Origin of the sequence: Pseudomonas sp. TMW22090 (assembly GCF_022496665.1) — a bacterium.
GTDB classification, from domain to species: domain Bacteria; phylum Pseudomonadota; class Gammaproteobacteria; order Pseudomonadales; family Pseudomonadaceae; genus Aquipseudomonas; species Aquipseudomonas gregormendelii.
In genome coordinates, this window is record NZ_SCFH01000001.1 from 39599 (window position 1) to 57369 (window position 17771).

The following is a 17771-nucleotide window of genomic DNA, read 5'->3' on the forward strand; positions in this document are numbered from 1 at the left end:
TTGCCGTCGGCCTTATCACCTATAACAACAAGAGAATTGCCCTATGCTCGCCTTACTCGGCTTGGCCATGGTGGTCGTGTTCACCTTCCTGATCATGACCAAACGCCTGTCACCCATCGTCGCCTTGACGGTTGTACCGATTGTCTTTGCAGTGATTGGTGGTTTCGGCGGAACCACAGGGAAAATGATGCTCGACGGCCTGAAAATGGTCGCTCCCTCCGCTGCGCTGTTGTTGTTCGCGATCCTGTTTTTCGGCCTGATGATCGACTCCGGATTGTTCGACCCGCTGATCCGCAAGATCCTCAAGCGGGTCAATGGCGACCCGATGAAGATCGCCGTGGGTACGGCGTTGCTCTCGTTGACCGTGGCACTGGATGGTGACGGCACGACCACCTACATGATCACCTGCGCTGCCATGTTGCCGCTGTACAAGCGCATCGGCATGAATCCGATGATCCTCGGGATCGTGGCCATGTTGTCGCTGAGCATCATGAGTGGCATGAGCCCTTGGGGCGGCCCGGCCACACGAGCCATCGCGGCACTGGGCCTGGATGCAGGGGAGTACTTCATTCCGTTGCTGCCGACTATGGTGGGTGGTGCGGCGTGGGTGGTGTTTACCGCTTTCCTGCTGGGCCGTTCCGAACGCAAGCGTATCGGTAATGTGCACCTGAGCAGCGGTGGCGGTAATTGCTATATCGAGGCGATCCTCGGCGATACGCCGCACAAACGACCGAAGCTGGCTTACGTCAACCTGCTGCTGGTCATCGTGGTGATGGCGGCGCTGGTGATGGGCGTGATGCACTCGGCGATTCTGTTTCTGATCGGCTTTGTACTTGCCCTGATGATCAATTACCCGCAACTGGACATCCAGAAAGAACGCATCCTCGCCCATTCCGGCAACGCCATGACTGTAGTGCTGTTGGTGTTTGCGGCCGGGATTTTCGCCGGGATCTTCTCCGGCACCAAGATGGTCGACGCCTTGGCGCAGACCCTGGTGGATTGGATTCCGCCGGCATGGGGGCATCTGTTCCCGCTGGTCGTGGCCATTACCAGCATGCCCTTGACCTTCGTCCTGTCTAATGACGCCTATTACTTTGGCGTGGTTCCGATCCTCGCCAACGCCGCAGCTGCTTACGGTATCAGCCCCCTGGAAATAGCCCGGGCATCGATCCTCGGCCAGCCGGTGCATCTGATGAGTCCGCTGGTGGCATCCACTTTGCTGTTAATGGGCATGATCGACCGCGACATCGGTGACTTCCAGAAAGCCGCCTTCAAGTGGGCGGTGCTGACTTCCCTGGTTGTCACAGCGTTGGCGCTGTTGACCGGTGCACTGACCCTGTTCGTCTGATCGCCTTTCCCCCTGAAAACTGCTCCCGTGCCCGGAAAAGGGCGCGCGGATCAGTGCATCGGCCAATAACAATAATGAGTATTGAACATGAGCAAATTCCTGACCTGCGGGGCCGTTGCTGTTCTCTTGAACGCTGTGCCTTCGGCCAGTGCCTGGGCGGCGGGATTGATCGAAGACAGCAAATTGAAGCTGCAATTACGCAACGTGTACTTCAACGAAAATTTCCGTGATGAAAACGGCCTGAGCGCCCGGGCGGCGCAGACTGCCAAGAGCGAGCGTACTGAATGGGCGCAGGGTTTCCTGCTCGATTACCAGTCCGGCTTTACCCAGGGCACGCTGGGCTTTGGCGTGGATGCGCTGGGCCTCGTCGGCGTTAAACTGGACTCCGGCAAAGGTCGTAGCGGCACGGGTCTGCTGCCGGTACACGACGACGTACGTGCGGCGGATGAGTTCGCAAGCCTGGGGGTGGCGGGCAAGGTCCGGCTGGCGAAAACCGTGGTCAAGCAGGGTTCTTTGTTGCCCAGGACACCGGTGTTGATCTACAACGATGCGCGCCTGTTGCCACAGACGTATCAAGGCACCCAGTTCACCAGTAACGACATCGCCAACCTGACACTCACTGCCGGTCATCTGGATCAGTTCAAGCTCAGGGATTCGTCGGACAGTCGCTCGATTATTCCCGATGGCTTTACTGGCAAGGGTTCGGATTTTTCCTATGCAGGTGGCGACTACAAGCTGGGCAAGAACATTCGCCTGGGGTACTTCTACGGCGAACTGCAGGACTTCTATCGTCAGCAGTTCGCGGCAGTCCAGCATGATCTGACCCTGGGTGCTGGCGTGCTGACCAGCGACCTGCGCTACTTCCACAGCGTGGACGCCGGAACGGGGCGGGGTGGCGTCATCGATAACGATATGCTCAGCGGCCAGTTGACCTACTCGTTGACAGGGCACAGTTTCGGCGGCGGGTATCAGGTACTCAGTGGCGACGCAGGGTTGCCCTACATCAGCGGCGCGACCGTCTATTCGTTCAGCAATGTCGGGATCGGCAAGTTTATCGAAGAAGACGAGAAGACCTGGATGCTCAGCTACGCCTACGACTTCGCCCGGGCCGGCGTGCCGGGCCTGACGTTTTCCACGCGCTATCTGAGTGGCGACAATGGCAAATCCGGGGACGCGCGGTTGCATGAGTGGGAGCGGGATGCCGAGTTGGCGTATGTGCTGCAGGACGGCGCATTCAAGGGTTTGGGGATCAGGTTGCGCAACTATGTGTATCGCTCGGATTATGCGCGGGGGCGGGACAGTAATCGGGTCTATGTCACCTACGATGTTGCGGTTTGGTAGAGGTGGCGATTAATCGGTGGGAGTTATCGCGAGCAAGCTTTGCTCCCACAGGCCAGGCCAGGCCAGGGCATGGCAAGGAATTTGAGTCAGTCGCCGTATGTCGGCACCCGGGAACCGCTATCCACGCCAGACGCCCAACCAGAAACAACCGTTGGAGTCTGGCCATGAACGACGATCGAAAGCAGCAAGCAATGGCGGCCTGGTACCAACTGCTCAAGGAGCCGTTGATTCGCATGGATTGTGAGGAGCAGTACGATGAGCTCCTCAAGGCCGCTGACGAGATGGAACGTGCCGGTCTGATCAACAGCAACGAATGGCGTCAGCTGGTGCGCGAGGCCGGTTTGGCGTTTGCCCAGGCGACCGAGGGCATCGGTAACGGCACCTAGCTTTCGGGGTTCGCGATTTCCCCCTCGGCCTGCTGGGCGAACCACTCTAGGATCAGCCCACAGGCCGGATGCGCGCTCGCTGAGGGTTGCAGGGTCAGCGCATACACGCCCTTTGTCTTCAGCGCCTTACCGAAGGGAATCACCAACACGCCTCGATCTACCGACTCGCCCGCCAGGGTCAGGTCTGTCATCGCCACGCCCAGCCCGCGTGCAGCGGCATCCAGTGCCAGTTCATCCAGGTTGAAAGGAATGTGCCGGTAGCGCTCCAGCGGTCCACCGCCGTTGGCTGCCAACCATTTTACCCAGTCATGACGGTCCGAGGAGCGATGCAGCAAGGTGCAATGCACCAGGTCTTCGACTGCTCGCAGCGCGTGCGCCAGCCCCGGTGCGCAGACGGGCACAAGCGCTTCCTCGAACAGCGTCATGGACTGTGGATCATTCGATGGTTGCGCCAGATAGAGGATGTAGGCGTCGCTGTCGACGGCTGGCTCCACCACCTCAGTTGCCACAGTCTCGATCGACAGCAAAACCTCGGGATGAGACCGGTAGAACTCGCTCAGCCTGGGCAGCAACCAGCGCACCGCCAGGGATACGTGCATGCGGATGCGAAACGGACGCTCCCTGGGGGCCAGCCGTTCCTCCAGGGCTTTGAGTTGCTCGAGGATGCTGCGGGCACTGGTTAGCACCTGCTCGCCCTCGGGCGTGAGACTCAGGCTGCGACTGGTGCGCACGAACAACGCGACACCGAAGTGACTCTCCAGCTGCTGAATTTGCCGACTCACAGCGCTTTGAGTCAGGCACAGCCTCGATGCGGCCTGAGTGAAGCTGCCGGAGTCGGCAACTTCCACCAGCGCCTGCATTGCTTGCAGCGACGGGACGTGACGAAGCTTATCCATGCGTTTTCCGAATACTTCGATGATTTTATAACGTTGGTTTTATCACTGTTGGCGCTCTAAATTCCAGTCGTGGCCGAGGTTTCTCATGCGTTCAACGCATGGGAAAGGGCAATGCCCACGGCGGGACAACAGGGGATCGAGGTGATGCATGACCAATGAATGTGGCTGGATTGCGCAGGCGGGCAGATCGCCCGTGCGCGGTTCCCTGAAGGGTACCGAGAAGGCTGACTGGCTGATTATCGGGGCTGGGATTACCGGGTTGAACGCCGCCCACACCCTCGCGCAGATGCACCCTCACGCCCGCATCGTGATCGTTGATCGCCAGCGTGCGGCGCAGGGCGCTTCGGCGCGCAACTCAGGGTTTGCCGTGGCCCACGAACATCCGGGCACCGATGAGTTGTTGGGCCGCAAGGGTTTTGCCGACTATCAGGTGGACACCGAGATCTCCCGGGTTGCCAGCCTCGAGGTGCGCCAGCGAATCGCCCGGCATGGCATCGAATGCGATTTTCGCGACGATGGTTACTTTTTTGCGGTGAGCGATCCCGGCAAGTTGACCCAGGTCGAGGACAAGCTGCAAACCCTGCGCGCGGTGGGTGCTTCGGCGCATTTTCTACAAGGCGAGGCGCTGTATCACCAGCTGGGTACCCGGCATTACCAGGCGGCTATCTGGTGCGGCAATGGCAACGCGTTGTTGCAGCCGGCGAAGTACGTCAAGGGCTTGCTGGATGCGTTGCCCGCCAGCGTCACCCTCTACGAAAACACCGACATCACCGGTCTGGAGCGCCTGAGTCAGGGGCGCGTGCGCGCCAATGGCGTTGCCGGCCGAATTGAAGCGCAGCAAGTGCTGGTATGCCTGAATGCATTCATCTCGCGTTCGGGCATCGACGACAGCGCAACGTTTGCGATGGAGCTCAGCGCGAGCCTCACCCGGCAGCTGACTGACGCCGAGTACCAGGCAATCGGCGCGGTCGAGCCCTGGGGCGTGCTGTCCACTCGGCCGCTGGGCGCCACCGTGCGCTTGACCCCGGACCGCCGGGTGATGATCCGCAACACGGCGGAATACCGGTTGCGGGATTTATCCGCCAGCGAGCTGCGAGTGCGCCGTGAACATCATGTGCTGGGTTTGCAGCGGCGTTTCCCATTCCTCGGCGCCCAGGACATCCAGTACACCTGGACCGGACATTTGAGCGCATCGCGCAGCGGCCAGCCTTACTTCGCCAAGGTCGAGGAGGGTGTTTATGCGGTGGCAGGCTGCAATGGTTCCGGTGTGGCACGCGGCACTTTGTGGGGGCGGTTGCTGGCTGAAATGTCCTCTGGCGTCGATTCGCCAGTCCTGCAATCGGTGATGCGCCGAGCCCAACCCGGCTGGCTGCCACCCAAACCGTTGCTGGATATCGGTGCCATGCTGCGCATGCGTGTGGAGTCAGTCAGGGCCAGAACTGAAATCTAGAACATCCGTCGATCAACCAAGAACAACAACTCAGCACACACGGTGACAGAAAATGCGCATCAACAACCTTACCCTGATGGTCATGCTCGCCTCGTTCCCGGCAGCCAGTTACGCGGATGAAGTGGTCAATATCTCCAACTGGAACGGCTACATCGCCGATGACACCCTGACTAGTTTTACCAAGGAAACCGGGATCAAGGCCACCTACGACATTCATGACAGCAACGAGGTGCTGGAATCCAAGCTGATGACCGGCAACACAGGGTATGACGTGGTCAGCCCTTCAAACCATTTTCTCTCGCGCCTGATCAAGGCCGGCGCCGTGCAGAAGCTCGACAAGAGCCAGCTGCCGAACTGGAAGAATCTCGATCCGGTATTGCTGCACAAGCTTGAGGTCAACGACCCGGGCAACCAGTATGGCTACCCCTATATGTGGGGCACGGCGGGCATTGGCTACAACGTCGAGAAGATCAAGGCGATTTTTGGCAACACCGATATTACCCGTTCCTGGAAATTGTTCTTCGACGAAGAGAACATCAAGAAGCTCAGCCAATGCGGCGTGGCGATCATTGATAACCCCACGCAAATCCTGCCGATCACCCTCAACTACCTGGGCCTGCCGCCCCACAGCCACGAGCCGGCGGACTACAGGAAGGCCGAGCAGGCGTTGCTGAAAATCCGCCCTTATGTGCAGTACTTCCATGCCTCCAAGTACATCAGCGACCTGGCCAATGGCAATGTCTGCGCAGTGATCGGCTTCAACGGCGACGTGGTGCAGGCGGCGGCCAGTGCGAAGGAAGCCAACAATGGCATCAACATCGCCTACTCGATTCCGGATGAGGGCTCGACCCTGTGGTTTGACATGGTGGTGATGCCCAAGAGCGCGCCGCACGAGAAGAACGGTTACGCCTACATGAACTACCTGCTCGAGCCGCAGGTGATTGCCAATATCAGCAACAGCATCCACTACGCCAACCCCAATCTGGCGGCGGATCAATATGTGGTACCGGCGGTGAAGCAGGACCTGGCGATCTATCCGCCGAAGACCGTGCTGGAGAAGCTGTTCACGGTCGAGGAGTTGCCGGCGGCGATTGCGCGGTTGAGTACGCGTTTGTGGACTCGGTTAAAGACTAATACCTGATCCGTCGCAAAGACCGCATTGCGATAATCGCCGGCAAGCAGGCTCCTGGGGATCTGTGATACCTCGTCTTTCTGCGGGTCCCCCCGATCCCATGCAGCCGCCGGCTTGCTGGCGATGGTGGTCTAACGTTCACTACCAAAGTGCAGGATCAGTCACCCAACGCAGGCGTAAACCACCAACTCCACCAACATTTCTTCCCGCGCCAACCCCGCCACTACCACCGCCGCACGGTTGGGGAAGGGCGCCTGGAAGTATTCGGTGTACATTCCATTCACGGTCGCCAGATAGCTGCGGTCGGTGACATAGATCAGGACCTGGGTCACGGCGTCCAGCGAGCTGCCGGCGGCGTCCAGGGTGTGGCGCAGGTTGTCCAGGGTCTGCCGGGTCTGGGCTTCGATTCCCCCGGGCACCACCTGCCCCTCCCGATCGATGGGAATTTGTGCGGTGTACAGCGTGCCGTTGCCGACGACGGCCCATTCCAGCGGAGCGCGAGAGGCGAAGAGGTCGGTCTTGACTGCGTATTTCATGCAAATATTCCTGAAGCGTTGATAGAGAGTTGATCAGGCGTCGCTGCTTTCACCGGCACCACGTCGTCGGGATTCTTCGGTGCTTTCCACCAGCACTCGTTCACCGAGTTTTTTCAACCTGGCCCACACCTCGTCATCCACCTCCAGCCCGCCCACGAACGTGTGGTAATGCCGGGTAGTCAGGCCCGGGCACGGCAGGAGGGTGAAGTGGCGGGAGACCAACACGTTGATGCTCTGCTCATCATCCATGGCTGGTTGCGGCAGATCATGTACGCGCAAGGATGGCTGGCTGTCGCCGGCACTGAAGGTCGCGACCAGTTCCTGCCGCGCATCCCGCCAGTACGCGCAGAAGTTCAGCCCCTGATCGGCGCAACGAGCCAGGTAACCCAGCAGCAGGATGCGGTTGTGGCAATGGCGGATGCGGATCAAGGCGCTGCCGCCACGCAAAGCCTTGCTCACGCCCAGCTCGACGGCCTGGGCGGCGCAGCGCAGGATGCTTTGGCCGTGAGCGTCGAGGGTCAATTGCGCGGCGTCTTCATAGTTGGTTTCGATGGGCCGATCGACCTCATCATGCAGGAACGCCAGGGCTTTTTTCAGCGCGCCAATGCCGTCCAGGCCCTGCTGCTGCAGGCGGGCAATCATATCGGCAGCGTCGTCGCAGTCACCCGGTGCAAAGCCCAGGCCTTCGAAGGCCTTGCGGCAGATCACCTGTACTTCGTTGTACGAAACACGCATCAGACTTCTCCGTCCAAGGTGGGCATGACGGCGAAGTTCCAGTCGTCGTCAAAAGGCTGGCCGATCTCGCTGACCAGCGGCGCGCCTTGGAACAAGGTGATGCGCACCCAGCGGCTGGATTTCGGATCGAACTTGCCAGCGCCGAAGAACGCCAGTTTGCAGCGCAACAAGTCGATGGGCAGCATGCTGCGATGCAACAGATTGGCGCGGATCTCGCCATAGGCGCAGCAAGCCATGCCCTGCAGACGGCACACCGTGCCCTTGAATTGCGGTTGGGCGAGCAGAAAGTGCGCCGTCAGCTGCTGCGGGTGCTGCTCCAGATAGGCCAGTAGTGCTGTGTGGCAGCGCTGGATGTTGTGCGCGATGCCCAGCTGCATTTCCTTTTCCGCTCCCGGCTCCATGGCGCGCTCACCCAGGCGCGGCTCCTCTTTTTCTACCGAGCGATACCAGAAAAAGTGATTGGCTGCAGGGCTGTCCAGATCAAGCTCCAGTGCCCAACGGTAGTGGTTCTCCATCAGTACGCGCAGCTCCGTCAGCGGCATGTCGGCGTTGAGGCGAAAACCTTCGCTGACGGCCATCTGTTCCGCCAGGGGATCGACCAGCTGCGGGTACAGCTCCAGCAGCAGGCTCACCAGCAATTCCTGGCAGCCTTTACCGCCATGGCTCTGCGCCCAACCCTGGACTCGCGTCCACAGATCAGGACTGACAGGCTGTGCGTCGAACCACTGAATCAAGCGTGCCAGGTCAGCCAGCGTGCACTGATCGAGCGCCGCCTGGCGCTGGTCGTCGGTGACTGTCTCTTGCACATGTCGGCGCCCCCGTTCCAGCAATGCCCGCAGGCGCTCAACCCGTGGCAGATCCGCCGCTTGCCCCAGGACCTGCGCCAGTGCGGTTTCCCGAGCCCAGACCCACTGGTTAACCAGCTGCGGATGATTGATCAGGAATGGTGCCATGCCCAGGCCTGTGGAATTGCCGACACCCAGGTAACGTTGCAGGGCAATCGCCAGGCCAACCGCCCGTTGCGGATTGCGCGCCCGCGCCATGTGTTCGATCTGCTCGATACTGAAATGGCGCAGCAGGTACACGGTGAACATTTGCGCGCTGAAGGGCTGAGTGAAATCCTCGTTGCCTTGCAGGCAGCTGAAGTCGGCGATGCCGAACTTGCCATTGCCGTACACGGCGGTGGTGCGATACAGATAGCCCACTTCGGCCAGCTGCTGGGGATCGGGCTGGGTGCCTTCGGCCAAGGCAGCGACGAACCGTTCAAAGTTGCGCAGGCTTCGATTGGCCCGGGACAACACCAGCACTCGCGAGTCAAATCGCCCGGCTTCCTGCAGTGGCACGTTGCGGCGCAGGTCCTGCAGTTGCAGCTCATCGACATCACCAGCCAGCAGGACGAAGCTGACGTCCCATTGATCGGCGATCACCCGGTCGCTACGTTTTTCCGGGGGCAGGTAGGCCGAGAAAATCACGCAGTGGTAGTGGGCGTGGGGCGTATCGATTCGATAAATGGCGGTGCCGAAACCTTCGCCGTCGAGGTCGAAGCGGCGGCGCCGGATACGCCATTGCTGGTTCATCATGCGGCGCATGCTGCTGCGCACGAAACTCAGGCGGCTCTGGAACTGGCTGCCCAGGCGATCGAGGTCCATGACCTGATCGGCCGGGCGCAGTATCGGCTGCGATGGTTCGCAAGGGGAGTACCACATCGTGACGCTTCCTGGATTATTCATGTTCAGACCGCCTGCTCGCGGGCCATGTACCGGGCGATTTTCAGCGCGTCCCAGAGCGACGGCAGGATCAGCAGCGACACTGGCACGGCGGTAATCACGATAAACGATTGCAGCGCGGTTACGCCGCCCGCACCAATGGTGATGAGCACCACGGCGGCCAGGCCCATGCCGATGGCCCAGAAGGCCCGCAGCCATTTTTTCGGCTTGTCGTCTCTGGACATGGCCATGGCGACGGTGAACGCCATGGCGTCACCATTGGTCGCTACCGAGATGAAGCTCAGGAACAGGAACAACGCCGAGACCAGGCCACCCAGCGGCAGGTTCTGCGTGACACCCAGCAGCAACGCTTCAGGCTGCGCGCCATTGGCGGTGACGATGCCCGGCGATTGCAGTTCCATGCCGATGCCGGTGCCGCCGACCACGGTGAACCAGAACATGGTCACGATGGGGGCGATGATCGACAGCGTCATGATCACTTCGCGGATGGTTCGGCCGCGGGAGATCTTCGCCACGTACAGCGCCACCATCGGTGCATAGCCAATGAACCAGCCCCAGTAGAATACTGTCCACCAGTCGAGCCATTTCGGGTCGGCGCGGAACAGCGTCATCGGGATGAACTGTTCCACGTGCAGTGCAAATGCAGTCGGGAAACCGCCCAGGATGAACGCGGTCGGTCCGAACACCACCATGAACACCGCCAGGCCAATCATCAACCACACGTTGATTTCACTGACGAAGCGAATGCCCTTCAGACCCACCAGGCATGAGGTGGTGTACATCACCGTGACCAGGATGATGGTGATGGCCTGGGTCGTCAGGTCGTTCTGAATACCCCACACTGAATGCAACGCGCTGCTGATTTGCAGACCCAGGAATCCGATCGGGCCGATGGTCCCGGCGACTACGGCGATGATCGAGGTGGCGTCTGCCAGGGTACCAATCGGACCTTTGAGCGCACGCTCGCCAAGCAGCGGATAGAGCAGGGTTCGGGGTGCCAGTGGCAAGCCTTTGTCGTAATGCAGGTGCATCAGGACAATCGACAGCAGGCTGCCAAGCACCGCCCAGGCGAGGAAACCCCAGTGTACGAAGGACTGTGCAAGCGCGGCATGCGCAGCGGCCTCTGTATGCGCCTGCACACCGGCGAACAGCGGCGGCGGGCTGGCGAAATGCATCATGGGTTCAGCCGCGGCCCAGAAGGCACCGCCACCGGCGAGCAACGCGCACATGATCACGGCTATCCAGTTGAAGGTACTGGTGTCGGGTCGCTGGTCAATACCGCCAAGGCGCACCCGCCCGCATTTGCTGAAGCAGATGAACAGGCTTACGGCAAACGTCAGCAGCATGAGGATTTGCCAGTACAGGCCAAAGAACCGGGTCGACCAGGTGAACAGGGTGTTCACCAGTTTCGAGGTGCCTTCGATGTCGACCAGCGCGGCGATCAGAAAGGCGCCGAGGAAGCCGCCACTGATCAGGAACAGCGGCCAGTCGAGGTCTTTTTTCGGCGGCGCGAGGGCCAGTGGCTGGCTTTCGGCTTGCAGGCTGCTAGATGTTTTCATGATGCCTCCAACATACGCGCTTGAGGCTGTGCATCGCCGATGAGGGAGATGAACGGGAGGCTATTGTTGTTGTTTTTCATAGTGTCCTCACGGTGAATTTCAGGGTCAGGCAATGGCAGTGGTGGCGGTTTCCAGCAGTCGCAGCCAGTTCAGCCCCATGATGTTGCGCACCTCTTGCTCAGCGAAACCACGGGCGCGCAGGCCCTGGGCGATCACCGGGAAATCCCGGCTGTCGCGGAACCACTGCAGCGGTTGCGGCCAGTTGGCGTTGTCGGCCGATCCCTCGCCGTAGTCCTTGTCCTTGCTCCAGCGTCCATTGCGCATCCATTCCAGGACACTAAGGGGTTGTTGCTGGCACAGGTCGGTGCCGATGCCTATGTGCTCGACGCCCATCAGGTCGGCAGTGTTGGCGACCATGTCGCAGAACGATTCGAGACTGCAGCCGGACGCGCCCTTGAGGTGGAACGGATAGGTGCTGAAACCCAGCAGGCCACCGGAATCGGCGATGCCGCGCAGCACTGCGTCGGATTTATTGCGCTTGGCGGCGTGGAAGCTCGAGGGGTTGGCGTGGGAAACGATCACCGGCCGGCTCGACAGGTCGATGGCTTCCAGGGTGCTGCGTTCGGCACTGTGGGACATGTCGATTAACATGCCCACGCGGTTCATCTCGCTGATCACCTGGCGCCCGAAGCGGCTGATGCCGTTGTCTTCGCGCTCGTAGCAGCCGCTGGCGAGCAGGCTCTGGTTGTTGTAGGTCAGTTGCATGACCAGCACGCCCAACTGCCGGAAGATTTCCACCAGGCTGATGTCGTCTTCTATGGGTGAGCAATTCTGGAAGCCGAAGAAAACCCCGACGCGACCTTCCTGATGCGCCAGGCGAATGTCGGCGGCTTCACGCACGGGGCGGATCAGCTCGGGCCAGGCCTCGAAGCGGCGGTTCCATTCACCCAGGCGCGACAGGGTTTCCCGCGCATTCTCGTGGTACGCGATGGTGGCGTGGACGGCGCTGAGGCCACCTTCCTGCATCTGGCGAAAAATCTCTTCACTCCAGTTGGAGTACTGCAGGCCGTCGATCATCAACAAGTCTTGCATAGTGCTCTCCGATTCAGGGCCGCACGTAGGTGGTCTTGACCACGGTGTAGAACTCGCGGGCGTACTGCCCCTGTTCACGCGGGCCGAAGCTCGAGTTTTTACGACCGCCGAACGGCACGTGGTAATCGGTGCCGGCTGTTGGCAGGTTGACCATCACGCATCCGGTGCGGGCGCGGCGTTTGAATTCGCTGGCATGGCGCAGGGACTGGGTGATAATTCCGGCCGTCAGGCCGTATTCGGTGTCGTTGAGTACCGCGAGGGCTTGTTCGATGTCGCTGACCCGGATCACGCAGGCAATCGGGCCGAATACTTCTTCGCGGTTGATGCGCATGTCGTTGCTGCTATCGATGAACAGCGCAGGGCGCATGTAATGGCCGGCAGGCTCCAGCGCCAGCACTTCACCGCCTTCGACCAGCGTCGCGCCTTCGGCCTTGGCCAGTTCCAGGTACTGCAGGTTCTGCTCAAGCTGACGGGCTTCGGCGACCGGGCCAATGTGCACGCCCGGTTCAAGGGCATGCCCGACTTTCAACTGCCGCATGCGCGCGGTGAGCGCGGTGACAAAGCGATCATGAATGCCGTCGCAGACGATCAGTCGGGAGGAAGCGGTGCACTTCTGGCCGGTACCGAAGAAGGCACCGTTCAAGGCGCACTCGACAGCGATTTCCAGGTCGGCATCGTCGAGCACCACCAAGGCATTTTTACTGCCCATTTCGAGCTGGCAGCGCACCAGGTTGGTTGCGGTAGCGACGGCCACCCGGCGTCCGGTGTGTAGTGAGCCGGTAAACGTCAGCGCGTCGATATCGGCAGACTGGATCAGGCTTTCACCCACCACGCTGCCGCTACCCATGACCAGGTTGAAGGTGCCGGCGGGCAGGTTCTGGCGGCTGATGATTTCAGTCAGTGCCCAGGCGCTGGCGGGCACCAGGTTGGCAGGCTTGAACACCACGGCGTTGCCGAAGGCCAAGGCCGGGGCGATCTTCCAGGCGGCGGTGGCCATGGGGAAATTCCATGGGGTGATAATGCCTACTACGCCTACCGGTTCGCGCTGCACTTCGATCTCGATGCCAGGGCGTACTGAGGCGGCTGTTTCGCCCAGCTGGCGCAGCACTTCGGCGGCGTAGTAGTGGAAGAACTGCGCGGAGCGACTGACCTCGCCAATGCCTTCGGCGAGAGGTTTGCCTTCTTCGCGAGAGAGCAGTTGACCGAGCTCTTCCTTGCGCGCCATCAACTCGTTGCCGATGGCCATCAACACCTGTTGGCGCTGTTCCAACCCGGTCGCGGCCCACACCGGTTGAGCGTCACGGGCCGCAGTGATTGCGCCCAGGGTCTGTTCTACGCTGGCCTGTTGGTAATGACCAACCAGATCGTTTACGTCCGACGGGCTGTGGTTAGCGATGACATCCATGCCGTCGCACCAGTCGCCAGCGATGTAGTTTTTATGAGTTTGCAGTGCCATGGGGAACCTCCGATTGCGTGGTTCCCATCTTGCGAGTATTAGTGTGCAAATAAAAATTAATAATAAATATGATCTGATAAGGAAAACTTACCGTGTTGCCAGAGCTGAAGATCACTCAATTGCGTTACTTCGTGCTGGTCGCGCAGCTCAAGAGCTTCCATGGCGCGGCAAAACAGGCGTATCGCACCCAGCCCGCGCTGTCCCTTGCTGTGCGTGAGCTGGAACAGAAACTGGGGCAGGCGCTGTTTGAGAAAGGCGGCAAAACCGAACTGACGCCTTTCGGTGAGCATTGCCTGCCGCTGTTCCAGGATTTGCTCGCGCATCACGACCGGATCGCCAGTGAAGTGAGCCTGCTGGCCCGGCATGAAATTGGCCAGGTGAGCATCGCGACGGTGCCGTCGGTGGCGAGCCGGCTACTGCCCCGGCTGCTGGCACAGTTTGTCAGCGAGCACCCGAAAATCCAGATCAGCATTCAGGATGGCAACGCCGATAGCGTGCAGCAACTGTTGGTGCAAGGTCAGGTGGATTTCGGCATAAGCAGCGTCTGGATGCCGGACGACAATATCGATTTCCTGCCAATCCTCAGCGACCGGGTGGGCGTGGTGTGCCGCAAAGATCATCCATTGGTGGCGGCGGGCGAGCAGTTGCACTGGTCTAGCCTGCAAGCCTACCCGTTGGTGCGTAACGGTACCTCGCGCCTGCTCGAAGGAACACAGGCCCACGAGTTGCTGCAGAGCAGCTTATTGTTTGTCTCCAACATGATTTCGCTGATCGCCATGCTTGAAGAGGGCATCGGCATAACGACATTACCGTCGTTGGCGTTTCCGTTGGGCAATGATCAACTGGTGTTCTTGCCGCTGGCGGAACCCAAGGTGGAGCGGCAGATTGGCATCCTGTGCCGCAAGAACCGCAGCCTGTCGCCAGCCGCGGCGGAGTTGATGGAGTTTTTGCGGGTGAATATCCAGTCGAGCTGAGTGAAGCTTGATATCTCGTGATGGTGTTTTGGCCGGCGACATGATGGTGATACCAAGTCCATCGCGAGCAAGCTCGCTCCCACAGGTGTACTACGCTGTGTGGAATCGCAGGCTTATAAAAACAACGATCTCGGGAGATTCCTCCATGTTTGCTCCGGTTCACTCAATGCGCCGCTGCCTCGCTGTCGCCCTGGCCGCCACTGTACTCGCCACACCGGCCTTCGCCCTCGACACCGTCAAGTTCATGGCCCCCGGGTCGGTGGGGGGCGGTTACGACCAGACGGCGCGGATTCTGGGCAAGGCCATGGTCGAGGCGGGCACCGCCAAGTCGGTCACCTTCGAAAACAAGGGCGGTGCAGGTGGCACCCTGGGGTTGGCGCAATTTGCCAATAGCACCAAGGGCGACCCCAACGCATTGCTGGTGATCGGCGCGATCATGGTCGCCGGCATCGAGCAGAACAAACCGCAAATCAGCCTGAAAGACGTGACGCCCATTGCCCGTCTGTTCACCGAGTACAACGTGCTCGCCGTGCGCAAGGAGTCGCCCTATAAAACCCTGGATGACCTGATCAAGGACTTCAAGGCGAAACCCACCAGCGTCACTTTCGGCGGTGGTTCCAAAGGCTCGATCGATCATATCGGCATCGCCGAGTTGGCCGGCAAACTGGACATTCCGGTGAACAAGGTCAACTACGTCGCCTTCGCTGGCGGCGGCGAAGTGGTGGCGCAGGCCCTTGGCGGCCAGATCAAGGTCATCACCGGCGGCTATGCAGAGTTGGGGCAGTACATCAAGAACGGCCAGTTCCGTGTCCTCGCCATCGGGGCGCCGACCCGGGTCGAAGGCATTGACGCACCGACGCTCAAGGAGAGCGGCTACGACGTGACCATCGGTAACTGGCGCGGTGTGTACGGTGCGGCGAACCTCACGCCCGAGCAACGCACCCAGGTAACCGAGGCAGTGTTAGGCGCGACCAAGAGTAAGGTCTGGCAAGACAATGTCCAGCTCAACGCCTGGTCGCCCAGCATCCTGACGGGTGATGAGTTCGGCAAGTTCGTTGAAGAAGAACAGGTGCGATTGCGCGCGATGCTGGTCAAGGTCGGGCTGCTTTGAGATGGCCGGCACCCGGTCGGTCCTGCCCGCGCAACTGGCTATCGGTGTCGGTCTGATCGCCCTCAGCGCGGTGCTCGCGTATGGCGCCTGGCAGTTTCCGCCCGAAATGGGCTTTGTGATCCTGCCGGCCTATGTCTACCCCTATGCCTTGGCGGCGTTCGTCGGCGGCGTTGGGCTGTTGTTGTGCTACCAGGCAGTCACCGGCGGGTTTCGCGAACTGGCGGATCACGATGAGGAATCTGCCAAGGCGCTGCCCGGTGGCAAGGCTGGTGCCGCCTGGGTGACGGCGGGGCTGGTGGCGGTGGCGGTGCTGATCGATGTCATCGGTTTTGTCCTGGCCGCCGCCTTGTTGTTCGCCTGTGCGGCCCGAGGCTTCGGCAGCCGGCGGCCAGTGCGCGACCTCGCCATCGGCATGGCCCTGACCCTGCCGATTTACTGGCTGTTCAATGCGGGCCTCGGGGTTTCCCTGCCGCCGCTCGTCAACGCCTGGATCTGACTGCAGGAGATCGGCACCGTGGACATTCTCTCAAGCCTGGCGATGGGTTTCTCTGCAGCGCTGACGCCGATCAATCTGATGTGGGGCTTCATCGGCTGCCTGCTGGGCACCGCCATTGGCGTGTTGCCGGGCATCGGGCCGGCACTGACGGTGGCCTTGCTGCTGCCCATCACCGCCAAGGTCGACCCGACCGGAGCGTTGATCATGTTCGCCGGGATCTATTACGGTGCGCAGTTCGGCGGCTCCACCACCTCCATTCTGCTCAACACCCCTGGTGAGTCGTCGTCCATGGTAACGGCGCTGGAGGGCAATCTCATGGCGCGCAACGGCCGGGCCGGCCCCGCCCTGGCTACGGCGGCGATCGGCTCATTTGTGGCCGGCACCATTGCCACGGTCCTGCTCACGTTGTTCGCCCCGGTGGTGGCCAGGCTGGCGCTGAACTTCGGGCCGGCGGAGTACTTCGCGATTCTGGTGTTGTCATTCACCACGGTGTCGGCAGTGCTCGGCGCTTCGATGCTGCGCGGTTTTGCGTCGCTGGGGCTGGGGTTGGCGATCGGCTTGATCGGCCTGGACTCGACCTCCGGCATTGCGCGCTACACCCTGGGCGTGCCCGAGTTGGTGGATGGCATCGAGGTGGTGCTGGTGGCGGTCGGGTTGTTCGCGGTGGGGGAGGCGTTGTACAGCCTGTTGTACCAGAAAGAAGAAACCTCGGGCCGACATCGCCTGACTTCGCTGTGGATGACCCGCTCGGACTGGAAACGCTCGGTGCCCGCCTGGCTGCGCGGAACCCTGATCGGCTTTCCGTTTGGCTCGATTCCGGCTGGCGGTGCGGAAATCCCGACCTTCCTGTCCTATTCCACGGAACGCAAACTGAGCAAATACCCCAAGGAGTTCTCGGCGAACAAAGGCGAGGGTGCCATTGAGGGCGTCGCCGGCCCCGAAGCGGCGAACAACGCCAGCGCCACCGGCTCGCTGGTGCCGCTGCTGACCCTGGGCATCCCCACTTCAGCCACTGCGGCGATACTGCTGGCTGCGTTCCAGAACTACAACCTGCAGCCGGGGCCGATGCTCTTTGAAACCTCCGCGGACCTTGTCTGGACGCTGGTGGCTTCGCTGTACATCGGCAACGTGATTCTGCTGGTGTTGAACCTGCCGTTGGTGGGCCTGTGGGTCAAGCTGTTGCAGATCCCCAGGCCCTACCTCAATGCCGGCATCCTGGTGTTTGCCACGATCGGCGTGTACGGCATGCGCCATTCTTCGTTCGATCTACTGTTGATGCTGGGGATCGGTTGGGGCGGGGTGTTGATGCGGCGATTCGATTTCCCTGTGGCCCCGGTGATCGTCGGCATGCTGCTGGGGCCCATGGCGGAGAAACAGCTGCGCAACGCCTTGTCGATCAGCGAGGGCGACTGGCTGATCTTCGTCACGCAACCGATATCGGCTGCGTTCCTGGCGTTGACGCTGCTGGTGCTGGTGGTCCCGCCGCTGCTGCATGCCCGTGGCATCAAGCTGCATGAGGACGACTGAGCCGG

Annotated in this window: 16 protein-coding genes; 9 read left to right on the top strand and 7 right to left on the bottom strand. The window is 60.9% G+C overall.

All coding sequences use genetic code 11. The annotated features are described in order from the left end of the window. The first annotated feature begins 43 nt into the window (after positions 1-43). The 3 genes from EQV97_RS00205 to EQV97_RS00215 all read left to right on the top strand — a co-directional run bounded on the left by EQV97_RS00205 (position 44) and on the right by EQV97_RS00215 (position 3075). A complete protein-coding gene (locus EQV97_RS00205) occupies positions 44-1348 on the top strand; it encodes a citrate:proton symporter (RefSeq protein ID WP_122838508.1) in 1305 nt (434 codons plus the stop codon). Positions 1349-1435: 87 nt separating this feature from the next. After that, positions 1436-2689 (top strand): OprD family porin, encoded by a 1254-nt coding sequence (locus tag EQV97_RS00210; protein ID WP_240888063.1) that lies wholly within the window; start codon positions 1436-1438, stop codon positions 2687-2689. Between the two features lie 164 nt (positions 2690-2853). Continuing rightward, entirely contained in the window at positions 2854-3075 is a 222-nt protein-coding gene (locus EQV97_RS00215) for a hypothetical protein (RefSeq protein ID WP_122838510.1), read from the top strand. Here EQV97_RS00215 and EQV97_RS00220 read toward each other — a convergent pair. Continuing rightward, positions 3072-3971: a LysR family transcriptional regulator gene (locus EQV97_RS00220; protein WP_240888064.1), complete on the bottom strand. Its 900-nt coding sequence runs from the start codon at positions 3969-3971 to the stop codon at positions 3072-3074. The genes EQV97_RS00215 and EQV97_RS00220 overlap by 4 nt on opposite strands. A gap of 148 nt (positions 3972-4119) precedes the next feature. Here EQV97_RS00220 and EQV97_RS00225 point away from each other — a divergent pair, with 148 nt between their 5' ends. Together EQV97_RS00225 and EQV97_RS00230 are read left to right on the top strand one after the other, a co-directional pair. Further along, the gene (locus tag EQV97_RS00225; RefSeq protein ID WP_240888065.1) at positions 4120-5421 is read left to right on the top strand and encodes an FAD-binding oxidoreductase; all 1302 of its coding nucleotides are present in this window, start codon (positions 4120-4122) and stop codon (positions 5419-5421) included. A gap of 52 nt (positions 5422-5473) precedes the next feature. After that, the gene (locus EQV97_RS00230) at positions 5474-6562 is read left to right on the top strand and encodes a polyamine ABC transporter substrate-binding protein (protein ID WP_240888066.1); all 1089 of its coding nucleotides are present in this window, start codon (positions 5474-5476) and stop codon (positions 6560-6562) included. Positions 6563-6714: 152 nt separating this feature from the next. Here the strand turns inward: EQV97_RS00230 and EQV97_RS00235 are convergent, their stop codons facing one another. The 6 genes from EQV97_RS00235 to EQV97_RS00260 form a co-directional block, all read right to left on the bottom strand. Then, positions 6715-7089, bottom strand: a complete 375-nt coding sequence (locus EQV97_RS00235) for a RidA family protein (protein WP_122838514.1) — start codon at positions 7087-7089, stop codon at positions 6715-6717. Positions 7090-7122: 33 nt separating this feature from the next. After that, positions 7123-7824 carry a DUF3726 domain-containing protein gene (locus EQV97_RS00240; RefSeq protein ID WP_240888067.1) on the bottom strand — a complete coding sequence of 234 codons (702 nt, stop codon included), beginning with the start codon at positions 7822-7824 and terminating at the stop codon, positions 7123-7125. Continuing rightward, positions 7824-9554 carry a hypothetical protein gene (locus tag EQV97_RS00245; protein ID WP_240888068.1) on the bottom strand — a complete coding sequence of 577 codons (1731 nt, stop codon included), beginning with the start codon at positions 9552-9554 and terminating at the stop codon, positions 7824-7826. Before EQV97_RS00245 ends, EQV97_RS00240 begins: the two co-directional genes overlap by 1 nt. A gap of 2 nt (positions 9555-9556) precedes the next feature. Continuing rightward, positions 9557-11110 carry a BCCT family transporter gene (locus EQV97_RS00250; RefSeq protein ID WP_122838517.1) on the bottom strand — a complete coding sequence of 518 codons (1554 nt, stop codon included), beginning with the start codon at positions 11108-11110 and terminating at the stop codon, positions 9557-9559. Between the two features lie 105 nt (positions 11111-11215). Continuing rightward, positions 11216-12202 (bottom strand): dipeptidase, encoded by a 987-nt coding sequence (locus EQV97_RS00255; RefSeq protein WP_240888069.1) that lies wholly within the window; start codon positions 12200-12202, stop codon positions 11216-11218. 13 nt (positions 12203-12215) lie between these two features. Continuing rightward, a complete protein-coding gene (locus EQV97_RS00260; protein WP_240888070.1) occupies positions 12216-13658 on the bottom strand; it encodes an aldehyde dehydrogenase family protein in 1443 nt (480 codons plus the stop codon). Positions 13659-13750: 92 nt separating this feature from the next. Between EQV97_RS00260 and EQV97_RS00265 the strand changes: the two genes are divergently transcribed. From EQV97_RS00265 to EQV97_RS00280, 4 genes are all read left to right on the top strand, one after another. Beyond that, a complete protein-coding gene (locus tag EQV97_RS00265) occupies positions 13751-14632 on the top strand; it encodes a LysR family transcriptional regulator (protein WP_122838520.1) in 882 nt (293 codons plus the stop codon). Positions 14633-14798: 166 nt separating this feature from the next. Then, the gene (locus EQV97_RS00270) at positions 14799-15743 is read left to right on the top strand and encodes a tripartite tricarboxylate transporter substrate-binding protein (protein ID WP_240888654.1); all 945 of its coding nucleotides are present in this window, start codon (positions 14799-14801) and stop codon (positions 15741-15743) included. Between the two features lies 1 nt (position 15744). Continuing rightward, entirely contained in the window at positions 15745-16239 is a 495-nt protein-coding gene (locus tag EQV97_RS00275) for a tripartite tricarboxylate transporter TctB family protein (protein ID WP_122838522.1), read from the top strand. Positions 16240-16257: 18 nt separating this feature from the next. Then, the gene (locus EQV97_RS00280; protein ID WP_122838523.1) at positions 16258-17766 is read left to right on the top strand and encodes a tripartite tricarboxylate transporter permease; all 1509 of its coding nucleotides are present in this window, start codon (positions 16258-16260) and stop codon (positions 17764-17766) included. The last annotated feature ends 5 nt before the right edge of the window (positions 17767-17771 follow it).